The organism is Pseudomonas sp. P42 (genome assembly GCF_017973755.1).
GTDB classification, from domain to species: Bacteria; Pseudomonadota; Gammaproteobacteria; order Pseudomonadales; family Pseudomonadaceae; genus Aquipseudomonas; species Aquipseudomonas iridis.
Genome location: NZ_JACOPU010000001.1, coordinates 62,464 through 77,418 on the forward strand (window position 1 = coordinate 62,464; position 14,955 = coordinate 77,418).

Annotated in this window: 11 protein-coding genes; all 11 read left to right on the top strand. The window is 58.3% G+C overall.

Translation table 11 applies throughout. From position 1 onward, the window contains the following. Positions 1-32 precede the first annotated feature (32 nt). Positions 33-1,385, top strand: a complete 1,353-nt coding sequence (gene rseP / locus H8B20_RS00285) for a sigma E protease regulator RseP (protein WP_047299911.1) — start codon at positions 33-35, stop codon at positions 1,383-1,385. 74 nt (positions 1,386-1,459) lie between these two features. Continuing rightward, positions 1,460-3,850 carry an outer membrane protein assembly factor BamA gene (gene bamA / locus H8B20_RS00290; protein ID WP_210622040.1) on the top strand — a complete coding sequence of 797 codons (2,391 nt, stop codon included), beginning with the start codon at positions 1,460-1,462 and terminating at the stop codon, positions 3,848-3,850. Between the two features lie 45 nt (positions 3,851-3,895). Next, positions 3,896-4,399: an OmpH/Skp family outer membrane protein gene (locus H8B20_RS00295; RefSeq protein WP_210622041.1), complete on the top strand. Its 504-nt coding sequence runs from the start codon at positions 3,896-3,898 to the stop codon at positions 4,397-4,399. 3 nt (positions 4,400-4,402) lie between these two features. Beyond that, on the top strand, positions 4,403-5,458 hold the full coding sequence (gene lpxD / locus H8B20_RS00300; protein WP_210622042.1) for a UDP-3-O-(3-hydroxymyristoyl)glucosamine N-acyltransferase: 1,056 nt from the start codon (positions 4,403-4,405) through the stop codon (positions 5,456-5,458). 106 nt (positions 5,459-5,564) lie between these two features. Continuing rightward, on the top strand, positions 5,565-6,005 hold the full coding sequence (gene fabZ / locus H8B20_RS00305; protein WP_042557884.1) for a 3-hydroxyacyl-ACP dehydratase FabZ: 441 nt from the start codon (positions 5,565-5,567) through the stop codon (positions 6,003-6,005). After that, positions 6,002-6,778 carry an acyl-ACP--UDP-N-acetylglucosamine O-acyltransferase gene (lpxA, locus tag H8B20_RS00310; RefSeq protein WP_042557885.1) on the top strand — a complete coding sequence of 259 codons (777 nt, stop codon included), beginning with the start codon at positions 6,002-6,004 and terminating at the stop codon, positions 6,776-6,778. The genes fabZ and lpxA overlap by 4 nt, the downstream gene beginning before the upstream one ends. Before the next feature lie 2 nt (positions 6,779-6,780). Further along, positions 6,781-7,911 carry a lipid-A-disaccharide synthase gene (gene lpxB, locus H8B20_RS00315; protein WP_042557886.1) on the top strand — a complete coding sequence of 377 codons (1,131 nt, stop codon included), beginning with the start codon at positions 6,781-6,783 and terminating at the stop codon, positions 7,909-7,911. Positions 7,912-7,922: 11 nt separating this feature from the next. Then, positions 7,923-8,549: a ribonuclease HII gene (gene rnhB / locus H8B20_RS00320; RefSeq protein ID WP_042557887.1), complete on the top strand. Its 627-nt coding sequence runs from the start codon at positions 7,923-7,925 to the stop codon at positions 8,547-8,549. 76 nt (positions 8,550-8,625) lie between these two features. Next, the gene (gene dnaE, locus H8B20_RS00325; protein ID WP_042557888.1) at positions 8,626-12,147 is read left to right on the top strand and encodes a DNA polymerase III subunit alpha; all 3,522 of its coding nucleotides are present in this window, start codon (positions 8,626-8,628) and stop codon (positions 12,145-12,147) included. A gap of 139 nt (positions 12,148-12,286) precedes the next feature. Then, positions 12,287-13,234 carry an acetyl-CoA carboxylase carboxyltransferase subunit alpha gene (locus H8B20_RS00330; protein WP_042557889.1) on the top strand — a complete coding sequence of 316 codons (948 nt, stop codon included), beginning with the start codon at positions 12,287-12,289 and terminating at the stop codon, positions 13,232-13,234. Between the two features lie 133 nt (positions 13,235-13,367). Then, positions 13,368-14,696, top strand: a complete 1,329-nt coding sequence (gene tilS, locus H8B20_RS00335) for a tRNA lysidine(34) synthetase TilS (protein ID WP_210622043.1) — start codon at positions 13,368-13,370, stop codon at positions 14,694-14,696. Positions 14,697-14,955 lie beyond the last annotated feature (259 nt).

Genomic DNA, 14,955 nt, shown 5'->3' on the forward strand with positions numbered 1-14,955 from the left:
AGCAGCACTGAACAGGATTGCGGAGAAATTAGATGAGCGCGCTCTATATGATTGCCGGCACCCTGATCGCCTTGGGTGTGCTGGTCACCTTTCACGAATTCGGCCACTTCTGGGTCGCGCGTCGCTGTGGCGTCAAGGTTCTGCGCTTTTCCGTAGGCTTTGGCATGCCGCTGCTGCGCTGGCACGACAAGCAAGGTACTGAGTTCGTCATCGCTGCGATTCCGCTGGGTGGCTACGTCAAGATGCTCGATGAGCGCGAAGGCGACGTCCCGGTTGATCAGCTCGATCAGTCGTTCAACCGCAAATCCGTTCGCCAGCGTATTGCTATTGTCGCGGCTGGCCCTATCGCCAACTTTCTTCTGGCCCTGGTGTTCTTCTGGGTATTGGCGATGCTCGGTAGTGAGCAGGTCCGCCCGGTAATCGGTGCGGTCGAATCCGGCAGTATCGCCGCGAAGGCTGGTCTGGGTGCAGGTCAGGAGATCGTCGCGATTGATGGCGAGCCGACTTCCGGCTGGGCCGCCGTCAATTTGCAACTGGTTCGCCGGCTCGGCGAAAGCGGCTCGCTGCAGGTGCTGGTGCGCGAACAGGGCTCTACGGCGGATTCGCCGCGTGAACTGACGCTGGATAAATGGCTCAAGGGGGCTGATGAGCCGGATCCGATTCGCTCTCTGGGGATTCGTCCATGGCGTCCTGCCCTGCCACCTGTGCTCGCCGAGCTTGATCCAAAAGGCCCGGCCCAGGCCGCTGGCCTGAAAACCGGTGATCGCCTCGTTTCTCTTGACGGTCAGGCGCTCAATGACTGGCAGCAGGTGGTCGATACCGTTCGTACGCGTCCTGATACTAAAATCTTGCTGCGGGTCGAGCGCGATGGTGCTCAAATCGACGTCCCTGTCACTTTGGCAGCGCGCGGTGAAAGCAAGGCGCCAAGCGGTTATCTGGGCGCAGGTGTCAAAGCGATCGACTGGCCGCCGGAGATGATCCGCGAAGTCAGTTATGGTCCGTTGGCCGCGATTGGCGAGGGCGCCCGTCGTACTTGGACCATGAGCATCCTGACGCTGGATTCGCTCAAGAAAATGCTGTTCGGCGAGCTCTCGGTAAAAAACTTGAGTGGACCGATAACCATTGCTAAAGTGGCGGGCGCTTCTGCCCAGTCGGGTGTCGCTGATTTCCTGAATTTCCTTGCTTATCTGAGTATTAGCCTGGGTGTTCTGAATTTGCTGCCCATTCCTGTACTGGATGGGGGGCATTTGTTGTTTTATCTGATCGAGTGGGCGCGTGGTCGTCCCTTGTCGGATCGGGTGCAAGGTTGGGGGATACAGATCGGTATCAGTTTGGTGGTCGGGGTGATGTTGCTTGCTCTGGTCAACGATCTGGGTCGACTGTAACGCTTCGCTGAATTGCGAATCTGCCGCATTTTGCGGCAGTTTGTTTATTGCCAGTTGGAATAAGAAAGGACTTCATGAAACGTCTGCTGCTAACTGCGGTTCTCACCGTATTGATGATCGCCGAAGTTCACGCCGAGTCCTTCACCATCTCTGATATTCGCGTCAATGGCCTCCAGCGGGTCTCCGCGGGTAGTGTCTTTGGTGCCTTGCCGTTGAACGTCGGCGAGCAGGCGGATGATCGTCGCCTGGTGGAATCCACTCGTGCGTTGTTCAAAACCGGTTTCTTTCAAGACATCCAGCTGGGCCGCGAAGGCAACGTTCTGGTGATCACGGTCGTCGAACGTCCGTCGGTTGCCAGTATCGAGATCGAGGGCAACAAGGCGATCTCCACTGAAGACTTGATGAAAGGCCTCAAGCAATCCGGTCTTGCCGAAGGCGAAATCTTCCAGCGTGCCACCCTCGAAGGCGTGCGTAACGAACTGCAGCGCCAGTACGTCGCGCAAGGTCGCTATTCGGCTACGGTCGATACCGAAGTGGTATCGCAGCCGCGTAACCGCGTCGGCCTGAAAGTGAAGATCAATGAAGGCACTGTTGCGGCCATTCAACACATCAACGTGGTGGGTAACACGGTTTTCCCTGAGGATGACCTGACCGACCTGTTCGAGCTGAAGACCACCAACTGGCTGTCGTTCTTCAAGAACGATGACAAATATGCCCGTGAAAAACTGTCCGGTGACCTGGAGCGTCTGCGTTCCTACTATCTGGACCGCGGCTATATCAACATGGATATCGCTTCGACCCAGGTGTCCATTACCCCGGACAAGAAGCACGTCTACATCACTGTCAACGTGACCGAAGGCGAGAAGTACACCGTTCGCGACGTCAAACTCAGCGGCGACCTCAAAGTTCCTGAAGACCAGGTCAAGTCCTTGTTGCTGGTGCAGAAAGGCCAGGTGTTCTCGCGCAAGTTGATGACCACCACCTCTGAACTGATCACCCGTCGTCTGGGTAACGAGGGTTACACCTTCGCCAACGTCAACGGCGTGCCTCAGCCGCACGATGATGACAACACCGTGGACATCCTGTTTGCCGTCGATCCGGGCAAGCGTGCCTACGTCAACCGCATCAACTTCCGTGGTAACACCAAGTCGGAAGATGAAGTGTTGCGTCGTGAGATGCGTCAGATGGAAGGTGGCTGGGCTTCGACCTACCTGATTGACCAGTCCAAGACACGTCTTGAGCGTCTGGGCTTCTTTAAAGAAGTCAACGTCGAAACCCCGGCCGTTCCGGGTGTCGATGACCAGGTTGATGTGAACTACAGCGTTGAAGAGCAGGCTTCGGGTTCGATTACCGCCAGTGTCGGTTTCGCCCAGAGTGCCGGTCTGATCCTCGGCGGTTCGATCACCCAGAACAACTTCCTCGGTAGCGGTAACCGCGTCAGCATCGGTCTGACACGAAGCGAATATCAGAGCCGCTATAACTTCGGCTATGTTGACCCGTACTGGACTGCCGATGGCGTAAGTCTGGGTTACAACGCGTTCTACCGCACCACTGACTACGATGAACTCGATGCCGATATCTCGAGCTACTCCGTAGACAGCCTGGGCGCCGGTGTCAACGTTGGCTACCCGATCAGCGAGACTTCGCGACTGACCTTCGGTCTGTCTGCTCAGCAAGACACGATCAATACAGGTAAATACACCGTTGACGAGATTTTTGACTTCGTCAAAAAGGAAGGTGACAGCTATCTGAACTTCAAGGCTTCGGCCGGCTGGTCCGAATCGACCCTGAACAAAGGCGTTTTGCCGACTCGTGGCCGTTCCCAGAGCCTGACCCTGGAGAGCACCATTCCGGGCAGCGACCTATCATTCTTCAAACTTGATTACCGTGGTCAGTTGTTCCAGCCGCTGAGCGAAAACTACACCATGCGTCTGCACACCGAACTGGGTTATGGCGACGGTTACGGTTCGACTGACGGCTTGCCGTTCTATGAAAACTACTATGCTGGTGGTTTCAACTCGGTTCGTGGTTTCAAGGACAGTACGCTTGGCCCGCGAAGCACGCCGAGTCGTGGCGCAGATAAGACCGGTAACACCGGTACGCTGGCCGACCCGGATCAGGATCCGCTGCCATTTGGCGGTAACGTGTTGATCCAGGGTGGTGTTGAACTGCTGTTCCCGCTGCCGTTTGTCAAAGATCAGCGCTCCCTGCGTACTTCGGTATTTTGGGACGTGGGTAACGTATTTGACTCCAAGTGCGAGAAGACTACCAACGCTACCGTCGGTTCGACTTCCGCCACTAAGTGCAACGACATCAGCCTGAGCAACATGGCAAGTTCCGTCGGTGTGGGCGTGACCTGGGTCACCGCGCTGGGTCCTCTGAGCTTCGCGTTGGCCATGCCGATCAAGAAACCGGATGACGCTGAAACTCAAGTGTTCCAATTCTCCCTCGGCCAGACGTTCTAAGCGTCTGACCCAAGATAACGACAATGGATTTTGTAGGAGTGCATCGTGCGTAAGTTGACTCAATTGGTTCTCCTGGCCTCCGTACTGGTGGCAGGCCCGGCGTTCGCCGACATGAAAATCGCTGTCCTGAACTATCAGATGGCCTTGCTGGAATCCAACGCGGCGAAGAAGTACGCCGTGGATGCCGAGAAGAAGTTCGGTCCGCAACTGACCAAACTGAAGACTCTGGAAAGCAGCGCCAAAGGCATTCAGGATCGTCTGATGGCCGGTGGCGACAAGATGCAGCAAGGCGAGCGTGAGCGTCTGGAACTTGAATTCAAGCAGAAGGCCCGTGATTTCCAGTTCCAGTCCAAGGAGCTGAACGAAGCCAAAGCCGTTGCCGACCGCGAAATGCTCAAGCAACTGAAGCCAAAACTGGATGGCGCAGTGGAAGAAGTCATCAAGAAAGGTGGTTTTGACCTGGTGTTCGAGCGTGGCGCAGTCATCGATGTCAAACCTCAGTACGACATCACGCGCCAGGTTATCGAGCGCATGAATCAGCTGAAGTAACCCATGACCGTGACTATCAAGCTCGGCCAGTTGGCCGAGTTCCTCGGCGCCACCCTGCGTGGCGACGCGGAGAAGCAAATTACTGGGCTAGCCACTTTGCAAGAGGCTGGCCCAGCTCAGTTGAGCTTTCTGGCAAATCCGCAATATCGCAAATTCCTTGCCGGTTCTCAGGCAGCAGCGTTGCTGCTCAAAGAGGCGGACGCCGAGGGTTTTGCCGGTAACGCATTGGTGGTGCCGGATCCTTATCTGGCCTACGCACGCATCTCTCACCTGTTCGATTCCAAGCCAAAAGCCACTGCGGGTATTCATCCTTCGGCGGTAATTGCAGCTGATGCGGTGGTTGATCCAACCGCCAGCATCGGTGCGTTTGTGGTGATCGAGGCGGGTGCGCGGATTGGTGCGCAGGTCACTCTGGGTGCCCATTGTGTTATCGGTGCACGCAGTGAAATCGGTGAGGGCGGCTGGCTCGCTCCACGGGTGACGCTGTATCACGATGTGCGCATCGGCAAGCGTGTGGTTATCCAGTCCGGTGCCGTAATCGGTGGTGAAGGCTTCGGCTTTGCCAACGAGAAGGGTATCTGGCAGAAAATCGCCCAGATTGGTGGTGTGACCATCGGTGACGATGTGGAGATCGGCGTGAATACCGCCATCGACCGCGGTGCATTGGCCGATACGGTGATCGGCAATGGCGTAAAACTCGACAATCAGATCCAGATTGCTCACAACGTCCAGGTCGGTGATCACACCGCGATGGCTGCGTGCGTGGGCATCTCCGGCAGCACCAAAATCGGCAAGCACTGCATGCTGGCCGGCGGTGTCGGTCTGGTCGGGCACATTGATATTTGCGACAACGTTTTCCTGACCGGGATGACCATGGTGACCCACTCGATTACCGAGCCGGGTGCCTATTCTTCCGGCACAGCCATGCAACCGGCTGCCGAATGGCGCAAAAGCGCGGCACGCATCCGTCAGCTCGATGAAATCGCGCGACGTTTGAAACAGCTGGAAAAGCGCGTTGGGGACGTGACCCCTGACGGCAATGCTTCATCAGATGGCTGATACCATTTCCATATCAAGTGTGCACAGCCTCTAGACTGCCTCCTTGATTTGCTAGAGGAGTGCGCGTCAGTCGCGCTCCCAATCTTTACATAGGCTTCCCCCCGAAATGATGGACATCAACGAGATTCGCGAATACCTGCCTCACCGTTACCCGTTCCTGCTGGTGGACCGGGTGGTGGATCTGGACACTGAAGGCAAGCGAATTCGCGCCTACAAGAATGTCAGCATCAATGAGCCGTTCTTCAATGGTCACTTCCCTGCGCACCCAATCATGCCGGGCGTGCTGATCATCGAAGCGATGGCTCAGGCTGCCGGGATCCTCGGTTTCAAAATGCTCGACGTCAAACCGGCCGACGGCACTCTGTATTACTTCGTTGGTTCGGACAAACTGCGCTTCCGTCAGCCAGTCAAGCCGGGCGACCAGTTGATTCTTGAAGCTACGTTCATCAGCTGCAAACGCAAGATCTGGAAATTCGAGTGCCAGGCTTCGGTTGATGGCAAGCCGGTCTGCTCGGCCGAGATCATCTGCGCGGAACAAAAAGTATGAGTTTGATTGACCCTCGCGCAATCATCGATCCGTCGGCCGTTCTGGCTGACGGCGTCGAGGTCGGCCCGTGGTCGATCATCGGCGCAGGTGTGGAAATCGGCGAGGGTACCGTGATCGGGCCGCATGTGATCCTCAAAGGTCCGACTCGCATCGGTAAACACAATCGCATCTACCAGTTTTCTTCGGTAGGCGAAGATACGCCCGACTTGAAGTACAAGGGCGAAGAAACCCGCCTGGTGATCGGTGACCACAACGTCATCCGTGAAGGCGTGACGATTCACCGCGGCACCGTTCAGGACCGTTCGGAAACCACGCTGGGCGATCACAACCTGATCATGGCCTATGCCCACATCGGTCACGACAGTGTCATCGGCAATAACTGCATTCTGGTCAACAACACCGCGTTGGCTGGCCACGTGCACGTCGATGACTGGGCGATCCTCTCCGGGTTCACCCTGGTTCACCAGTATTGCCACATCGGCGCCCACAGTTTTTCCGGTATGGGCACGGCGATCGGTAAAGATGTTCCGGCATTTGTCACGGTATTTGGCAACCCGGCCGAAGCGCGCAGCATGAACTTCGAGGGCATGCGCCGTCGCGGTTTCAGCGAAGACGCTATCCACGCGCTGCGCCGTGCTTATAAAACCGTTTATCGCCAAGGGCTGACAGTTGATCAGGCCTTGGCCGACCTGGCAGGACCTGCTGCTCAGTTCCCGGAAGTTGCGGTGTTTCGCGACTCCATCGAGTCGTCGACTCGCGGCATCACCCGCTGATCATGGCCAGTCTGCGTATTGCGCTGGTGGCGGGGGAGGCTTCCGGTGACATTCTCGGTGCCGGCCTCATGCGTGCCCTCAAGGCACAACATCCGTCAGTCGAGTTCATCGGTGTCGGCGGTCCGTTGATGCAGGCCGAAGGCCTGACTTCCTACTTCCCCATGGAGCGCTTGTCGGTCATGGGGCTGGTTGAGGTTCTCGGCCGACTGCGCGAGTTGCTCAAGCGTCGCAAAAAGCTGATTGCCACGCTGATTGCCGAGAAGCCTGACGCGTTCATCGGCATCGATGCCCCGGACTTCAACCTCAATATCGAACTCAAGCTGCGTCAGGCCGGGATCAAAACCGTGCATTACGTCAGCCCGTCGGTGTGGGCATGGCGGCAGAAGCGCGTGCTGAAGATTCGCGAAGGTTGCGATCTGATGCTCACGCTTTTCCCATTCGAAGCCAAATTCTACGAAGAGAAAGGCGTGCCAGTGCGGTTCGTCGGTCACTCGCTGGCCGACGCCATACCGCTGCAAGCCGATCGCGCCGCTGCACGTGCCGAGCTGGGCCTGCCAGACGGGCCGCTGGTCGCGTTGATGCCCGGCAGCCGTGGCGGTGAAGTCGGTCGTCTCGGCGCGTTGTTTCTCGATACTGCCCAGCGCCTGCGGGCCCTGCGTCCGGGTGTGCGTTTTGTCATGCCGTGCGCCAGTCCGGAGCGCCGTGTGCAACTTGAAGAACTGCTCGCCGGCCGTGATCTGCCGGTGACGTTGCTCGATGGCAAATCCCACTTGGCTCTGGCCGCGTGCAATGCGGTGCTGATCGCTTCCGGCACGGCGACCCTTGAGGCGCTGTTGTACAAGCGGCCGATGGTGGTTGCGTATCGCCTGGCACCGCTGACGTTCTGGATTCTCAAACGCATGGTCAAGAGCCCGTACGTGTCCCTGCCGAACCTCCTGGCCCAGCGCCTGTTGGTGCCGGAATTGTTGCAGGACGATGCGACAGTCGAGGCGCTGGCTCAGACCCTGTCGCCATTGATCGAGGGCGGCGAAGAGCAAACCCGTGGTTTCGACGAGATCCATCGCACCCTTCGGCTGGATGCTTCCAACCAAGCGGCGGATGCCGTGCTGAACCTGGTCGGTCAAACACGATGAGCAAGAAAGATATGCAGATGGGCCTGGATTTCACTCTGGTTGCCGAAGTTGAAGAGCTGGTCGCCGGTGTCGATGAAGTCGGTCGTGGCCCGTTGTGCGGTGCGGTGGTGACGGCGGCGGTGATCCTCGATCCGAACCGGCCGATTCTCGGTCTCAATGACTCGAAGAAACTCACCGAAGCCAAGCGTGAAAAGCTTTACGACGAGATCATCGAGAAGTCCCTGAGCTGGTGCATCGCCCGTGCCGAAGTCGAAGAAATCGATGAGCTGAACATTCTGCATGCGACCATGCTGGCCATGCAGCGCGCGGTGGCCGGGCTGCACATTCAGCCGAAACTGGCGATGATCGACGGCAATCGCTGCCCGCACTTGCCCATGCGCGCCGAAGCGGTGGTGCAGGGCGATGGCAAGGTTCCAGCCATTGCAGCGGCATCGATTCTGGCCAAGGTCAGTCGTGACCGCGAAATGGCCGCATTCGAATTGATCTATCCGGGTTACGGTATCGGTGGCCATAAAGGCTACCCGACGCCCGTTCATCTGGAAGCGTTGGTCCGTTTGGGCCCGACGCCGATTCACCGGCGCTCGTTCGCCCCGGTGCGTCAGGCTTATGAGGCGCTGGAAGGTCTGACGCAGGTTTAGTCGCAAGGCTGATGTTTTGTTCGAGGCCCGGTACAATCCGGGCCTTGTTGTCTCTCTGTAACTGGACAGGATCACTATGCCGGCTTCATTCGTTCATCTACGCCTGCACACTGAATACTCCCTGGTCGACGGGCTGGTGCGGATCAAGCCGCTGGTCAAGGCGCTGACCGCCATGAACATGCCGGCGGTTGCGGTCACTGATCAGAACAACATGTGTTCCCTGGTCAAATTCTATAAAAACACCATGGGCGCAGGCATCAAGCCGATCTGCGGCGCCGACCTGTGGCTGTCGAACAAGGACCCGGACGCGCCCCTGAGCCGGCTCAGCCTGTTGGTGATGAACGCCAAGGGCTATCGCAACCTCACCGAGTTGATCTCGCGCGGCTTCATCGAAGGCCAGCGCAACGGCATGATCATCATCGAGCGCGAGTGGGTTGCCGAGGCGAATGAAGGCCTTATCATGCTGTCCGCCGCCAAAGAGGGCGAGATCGGCATGGCGCTGATCAGTGGCAACCCGGCCGAAGCCGAGGCCCTGACGCGTGAGTGGATGTCGGTGTTCCCGGACCGCTTCTATCTGGAAATCCAGCGCACCAGTCGCCCTAACGATGAAGAGCAGTTGCACGGCGCCGTGGCCCTGGCTGACAAGCTCGGCGCGCCGCTGGTGGCGAGCAACGATGTGCGTTTCATCAAGCAGGAAGACTTCGCCGCCCACGAAACCCGGGTGTGCATCGGTGAGGGCCGTGCCCTCGACGATCCTCGGCGCTCGAAGAATTACAGCGATCAGCAATACCTCAAAAGCGCCGAGGAAATGGCCGAGCTGTTCAGCGACATTCCCGACGCAATCGAGAACACCGTCGAGATCGCCAAGCGCTGCAACATCGAAGTAAAACTGGGCACCCACTTTTTGCCCAACTTCCCGATTCCCGATGGCATGACCATCGACGAGTATTTCCGCAAGGTGTCCTTCGATGGTCTGGAGGAGCGGCTGGCGGTTTTGTTGCCAAAAGACACCACCGAAGATTACGACGCCAAGCGTCAGGTCTATGTCGACCGGTTGAATTTCGAACTGGATATCATTATCCAGATGGGCTTTCCCGGTTACTTCCTGATCGTTATGGACTTTATCCAGTGGGCCAAGAGCAACGGTGTACCGGTAGGCCCGGGCCGTGGGTCGGGTGCCGGCTCGCTGGTGGCCTATGTGCAGAAGATCACCGACCTCGATCCGCTGGAATACGACCTGCTGTTCGAACGTTTCCTTAACCCGGAACGGGTTTCCATGCCCGACTTCGATGTCGACTTCTGCATGGACGGGCGTGACCGGGTGATCGACTACGTGGCCGAGAAGTACGGCCGCAACGCGGTAAGCCAGATCATCACGTTCGGTTCGATGGCCGCCAAGGCTGTGGTGCGTGACGTGGCGCGGGTGCAGGGCAAGTCCTATGGCTTGGCGGATCGTCTGTCGAAGATGATTCCCTTCGAAGTCGGCATGACCCTGGAAAAAGCCTACGAACAGGAAGAGATCCTGCGTGATTTCATCAAGGTCGATGAAGAAGCCGCAGAAATCTGGGAGATGGCGCGCAAGCTCGAAGGCGTTGTGCGTAACGTCGGCAAGCACGCCGGTGGTGTAGTAATCGCGCCGACCAAGCTGACTGACTTCTCGCCTATCTATTGCGACGAGGCCGGCGACGGTCTGGTGACCCAGTTCGACAAGGACGACGTTGAAGCCGCCGGACTGGTGAAGTTCGACTTCCTCGGCCTGCGGACCCTGACGGTCATCGACTGGGCGCTGAAGACCATCAACCGCGACCGTGCCAAGGTCGATCAGCCGCCGCTGGACATCGCGTTCATCCCGCTGGACGACAAGCCGACCTATCAGCTACTGCAAAAAGCCGAAACCACAGCGGTGTTCCAGCTCGAGTCGCGCGGCATGAAAGAGCTGATCAAAAAGCTCAAGCCCGACTGCCTGGAAGACCTGATTGCACTGGTGGCCCTGTTCCGTCCTGGCCCGCTGCAGTCAGGCATGGTTGACGACTTCATCAACCGTAAGCACGGTCGCGCCGAACTCGCGTACCCGCACTCGGACTACCAGTACGAAGGCCTCAAGCCTGTATTGGCGCCGACTTACGGCATCATCCTGTATCAGGAACAGGTGATGCAGATTGCCCAGGTCATGGCCGGTTACACCCTTGGCGGTGCGGACATGCTGCGTCGGGCCATGGGTAAGAAAAAACCCGAAGAAATGGCCAAGCAGCGCGGCGGTTTCATTGAAGGTTGCAAGACCAACAATATCGATGCGGACCTGGCTGGTAACATTTTCGACCTGGTGGAAAAGTTCGCCGGTTACGGCTTCAACAAGTCTCACTCTGCCGCTTACGGCCTGGTGTCGTATCAGACCGCTTGGCTGAAGACGCATTACCCGGCGCCGTTCATGGCGGCGGTACTGTCGGCGGATATGCACAACACCGACAAGGTCGTGACCTTGATCGAAGAAATTCGCACCATGAAGCTGCGTCTCGACGCGCCGGATGTGAATAATTCGGAGTTCAAGTTCACGGTGAACGACGACGGCCGCATCGTCTATGGCCTCGGCGCAATCAAAGGCGTTGGCGAAGGCCCGGTGGAAGCGATCACCGAGGCGCGTCAGGCGGGACCGTTCAAGGATCTGTTCGACTTCTGCGCCCGCGTCGACCTCAAACGCATCAACAAGCGCACCCTTGATGGCTTGATCCGCAGCGGTGCGCTGGATCGTCTCGGTCCGTATTTCCACGACGAACAAAAGGCTTATCAGGCCAACATCGACCGCAACCGCGCCGTGCTGCTGGCGGCGATGGAAGAAGCAATCAAGTCAGCCGAACAGACCGCCCGTACCCGCGACAGTGGCCACGCCGACCTGTTTGGCGGGTTGTTCGTCGAGGAAGACGCCGATGTGTATGCGGTGCATCGCAAGGCCAAGGAACTGACTCTCAAGGAGCGTCTCAAGGGTGAGAAAGACACCTTGGGCCTTTACCTCACCGGCCACCCGATCGACGAATACGAAGGCGAAATTCGTCGTTTCGCCCGTCAGCGCATCATCGACCTGAAACCGGCGCGCGATACGCAAACCGTGGCGGGGATGATCATTGCCCTGCGGGTGATGAAGAACAAGAAGGGCGACAAGATGGGTTTCATCACCCTTGACGACCGCTCCGGGCGGATCGAGGCGTCGCTGTTTGCCGAGGCGTTCCACTCGGCGCAGTCGCTGCTGCAGACCGACGCGATGGTGGTGGTCGAAGGTGAAGTCAGTAACGACGACTTCTCCGGTGGCCTGCGCCTGCGAGTCAAGCGGGTGATGAGCATGGAAGATGCGCGTACCAACCTCGCCGAGAGCCTGCGTCTGAAGTTGCAGACGCAGGATCTCAAAGGCGATCAGCTACGCTGGTTGGGTGATCTGCTCAAGCGTCATCGCGGGGCGTGCCCAATCACAATGGAGTACACGAGCCCTGATGCGAAGACCTTGCTGCAGTTCGGCGAGACTTGGCGAATCGACCCGGCGGATGCCTTGATTCAAGCCCTGCGTGACCAGTTCGGGCGAGACAACGTCTTCCTCCAATACCGTTGACCGGCAGGTGCCATCATTGCACTTGCCCGCAACCTGAATTTTTAATCTCGACCTCAGCGCGCCTCTCCCTTAAGGTAGGGCGCGAATAGACAACCGGCCGGCCCAAGCTCATTTGGGACACGACCCAAGACGGACGCCTATGAACCCGAATTTTCTAGATTTCGAACAGCCGATCGCCGACCTGCAAGCCAAGATCGAAGAGTTGCGCTTGGTCGGTAATGACAATTCGCTGAATATCGGCGATGAGATCTCCCGCCTGCAGGACAAGAGCAAAACGCTGACCGAAGACATCTTCGGCAAGCTGACCAGCTGGCAGATCGCACGCCTGGCACGTCACCCGAAACGTCCGTACACCCTGGACTACATCGAGCACATCTTCACCGAGTTCGACGAACTGCACGGCGATCGTCATTTCTCCGACGACGCTGCAATCGTTGGCGGTATTGCCCGTCTGGACGACCAGCCAGTGATGATCATCGGTCACCAGAAGGGCCGCGAAGTACGCGAGAAGGTTCGCCGCAACTTCGGCATGCCGCGTCCGGAAGGCTACCGTAAGGCTTGCCGTCTGATGGAGATGGCCGAGCGTTTCAAAATGCCGATCCTGACGTTCATCGACACGCCGGGCGCCTACCCTGGCATCGACGCTGAAGAGCGCAACCAGAGCGAAGCGATCGCCTGGAACCTGCGTGTCATGTCGCGCCTGAAAACTCCGATCATCGCCACCGTCATCGGTGAAGGTGGTTCCGGCGGCGCATTGGCGATCGGCGTGTGCGATCAGTTGAACATGTTGCAGTACTCGACCTACGCGGTTATTTCGCCGGAAGGTTGCGCCTCGATTCTGTGGAAAACCGCCGAGAAAGCGCCGGATGCCGCCGAAGCGATGGGCATCACTGCCGAGCGTCTGAAAGGCCTGGGCATTGTTGACAAGGTTATCGGCGAGCCTCTGGGCGGGGCGCATCGTGACCCGGCAGCCGCTGCGGCGTCGATCCGTGCCGAGCTGAGCTCGCAACTGGCGATGCTGAAGAAGTTCGACAACGAAGCGCTGCTCAAGCGCCGTTATGATCGACTGATGAGCTACGGTCTCTAAGTCGAAACGCGATACCTGATGTGGGAGCGAGCCTGCTCGCGAAAGCGGTATGACAGTCGACGAATGTGTTGAATGTTAAACCGTCTTCGCGAGCAGGCTCGCTCCCACATTTGATTGAGGCAAAGAGAACGATATGGGGCAGTCCATGATTGATTTGCCTTCCCGGCTTTTGCTTAATCTTGCAGCCTGGCGCAATGCCAGGAACTGGCGGGTCGCTTTCTCCGGCGGCCTCGATTCCAATGTCCTCCTGCATCTGCTGGCCCATCTCGCCAAAACCGAGTCCCTCCCGACGCTAAGCGCCATCCACATCCATCACGGCCTTCAGGCTGCAGCCGATGCGTGGCCGGAACATTGCCAGGCGGTCTGCGATGCGTTGAGCATTCCATTGCAAGTGGAGCGGGTTAAGGTGCAACCGGGCGCGAGTCTTGAGCGGGCGGCGCGGGATGCGCGTTATGCGGTGTTCGGTTCGGTAAACCAGTCCAACGACGTTTTGCTGACCGGTCAGCACCGCGACGATCAGGCGGAAACCCTGTTGTTTCGTCTGTTGCGCGGTGCCGGCGTGCGTGGGCTTTCGGCAATGCCGGCGCAACGTCCGTTGGGGCAGGGCACGTTGGTTCGGCCTTTGCTCGACGTCACTCGCGCCGAACTTGAAGCCTACGCCGCGGCGCACCAGTTGCAATGGATCGAAGACCCGTCAAACGAAGATCGGCAGTTTTCGCGCAATTACCTGCGTCATCAGATCGTGCCGCTGCTTACCGGGCGCTGGCCGCAAGCGCAAGCCAACATGGTCCGTAGCGCCGCACATCTGCGTGAAGCGCAAGGCTTGCTGGATGAGCTGGCAGAGATCGATCTGGCGCACGGCAAAGCCTCGACTGATTTCGACTGGCTGGGCGTGCCGTCGCTGGAATTGGCACCGTTGGCGGCGTTGTCCGTGGCCCGTCAGCGAAATGCATTGAGCCACTGGCTCGAACCACTCACCCGGCTGCCTGATACTGACCATTGGTCGGGTTGGGCGGATTTGTGCGATGCCGGCCACGATGCATCGCCGGTCTGGCGTCTGGCCGATGGCGAGTTGCACCGCAGCGCCGGTCGTCTCTGGTGGCTGAGCGGCGACTGGCTGCGTGCACCAGTGATCGGCGGCGAGTGGCACACCCCGACATCACCGCTACGCTTGTCCGGTAACGGGAGCGTCGTGTTCAGTGGCCAGACGCCTTGCGGGCCGTTGCGCATTGCTTACCGTCAGGGCGGGGAATTGATGCATCTGGCCGATCGTGGCCATCGTGATCTCAAACGGTTGCTCAACGAACGTGCGGTGCCGGCCTTCGTGCGTGGCAGATTGCCGCTGCTGTTTCGCGGTGAAGAATTGCTCGCGGTGGCAAACCTGCCGGGCCTTGATGGCAATGCGCAGGACGGCTGGAAATTGCATTGGCAGCCAACAGACGAAGATCAAGGTTTGAGATGAAAGGGGCATTCCGGTAGACTACGCTCCCTTCTTGATACAACTTCTGTGGATTCGCCTGAATTGCAGGAGTTGCCGATTACCAAGCAGTCTTTGCTGGGCGATTCCAAAAAATGTGTAGCGAGCAACGTACCGGTGTTTCATCTGCCGGTCTGTCCCAACGCGGCGGTTTTTTTGAAAGGTGCACTGTGATTAATGCAGGTGATCGGGGGCTTCGGCCTTCCTTCGCTTTCCCCGGCGGCTCGTACCGCTTTAACGCAGA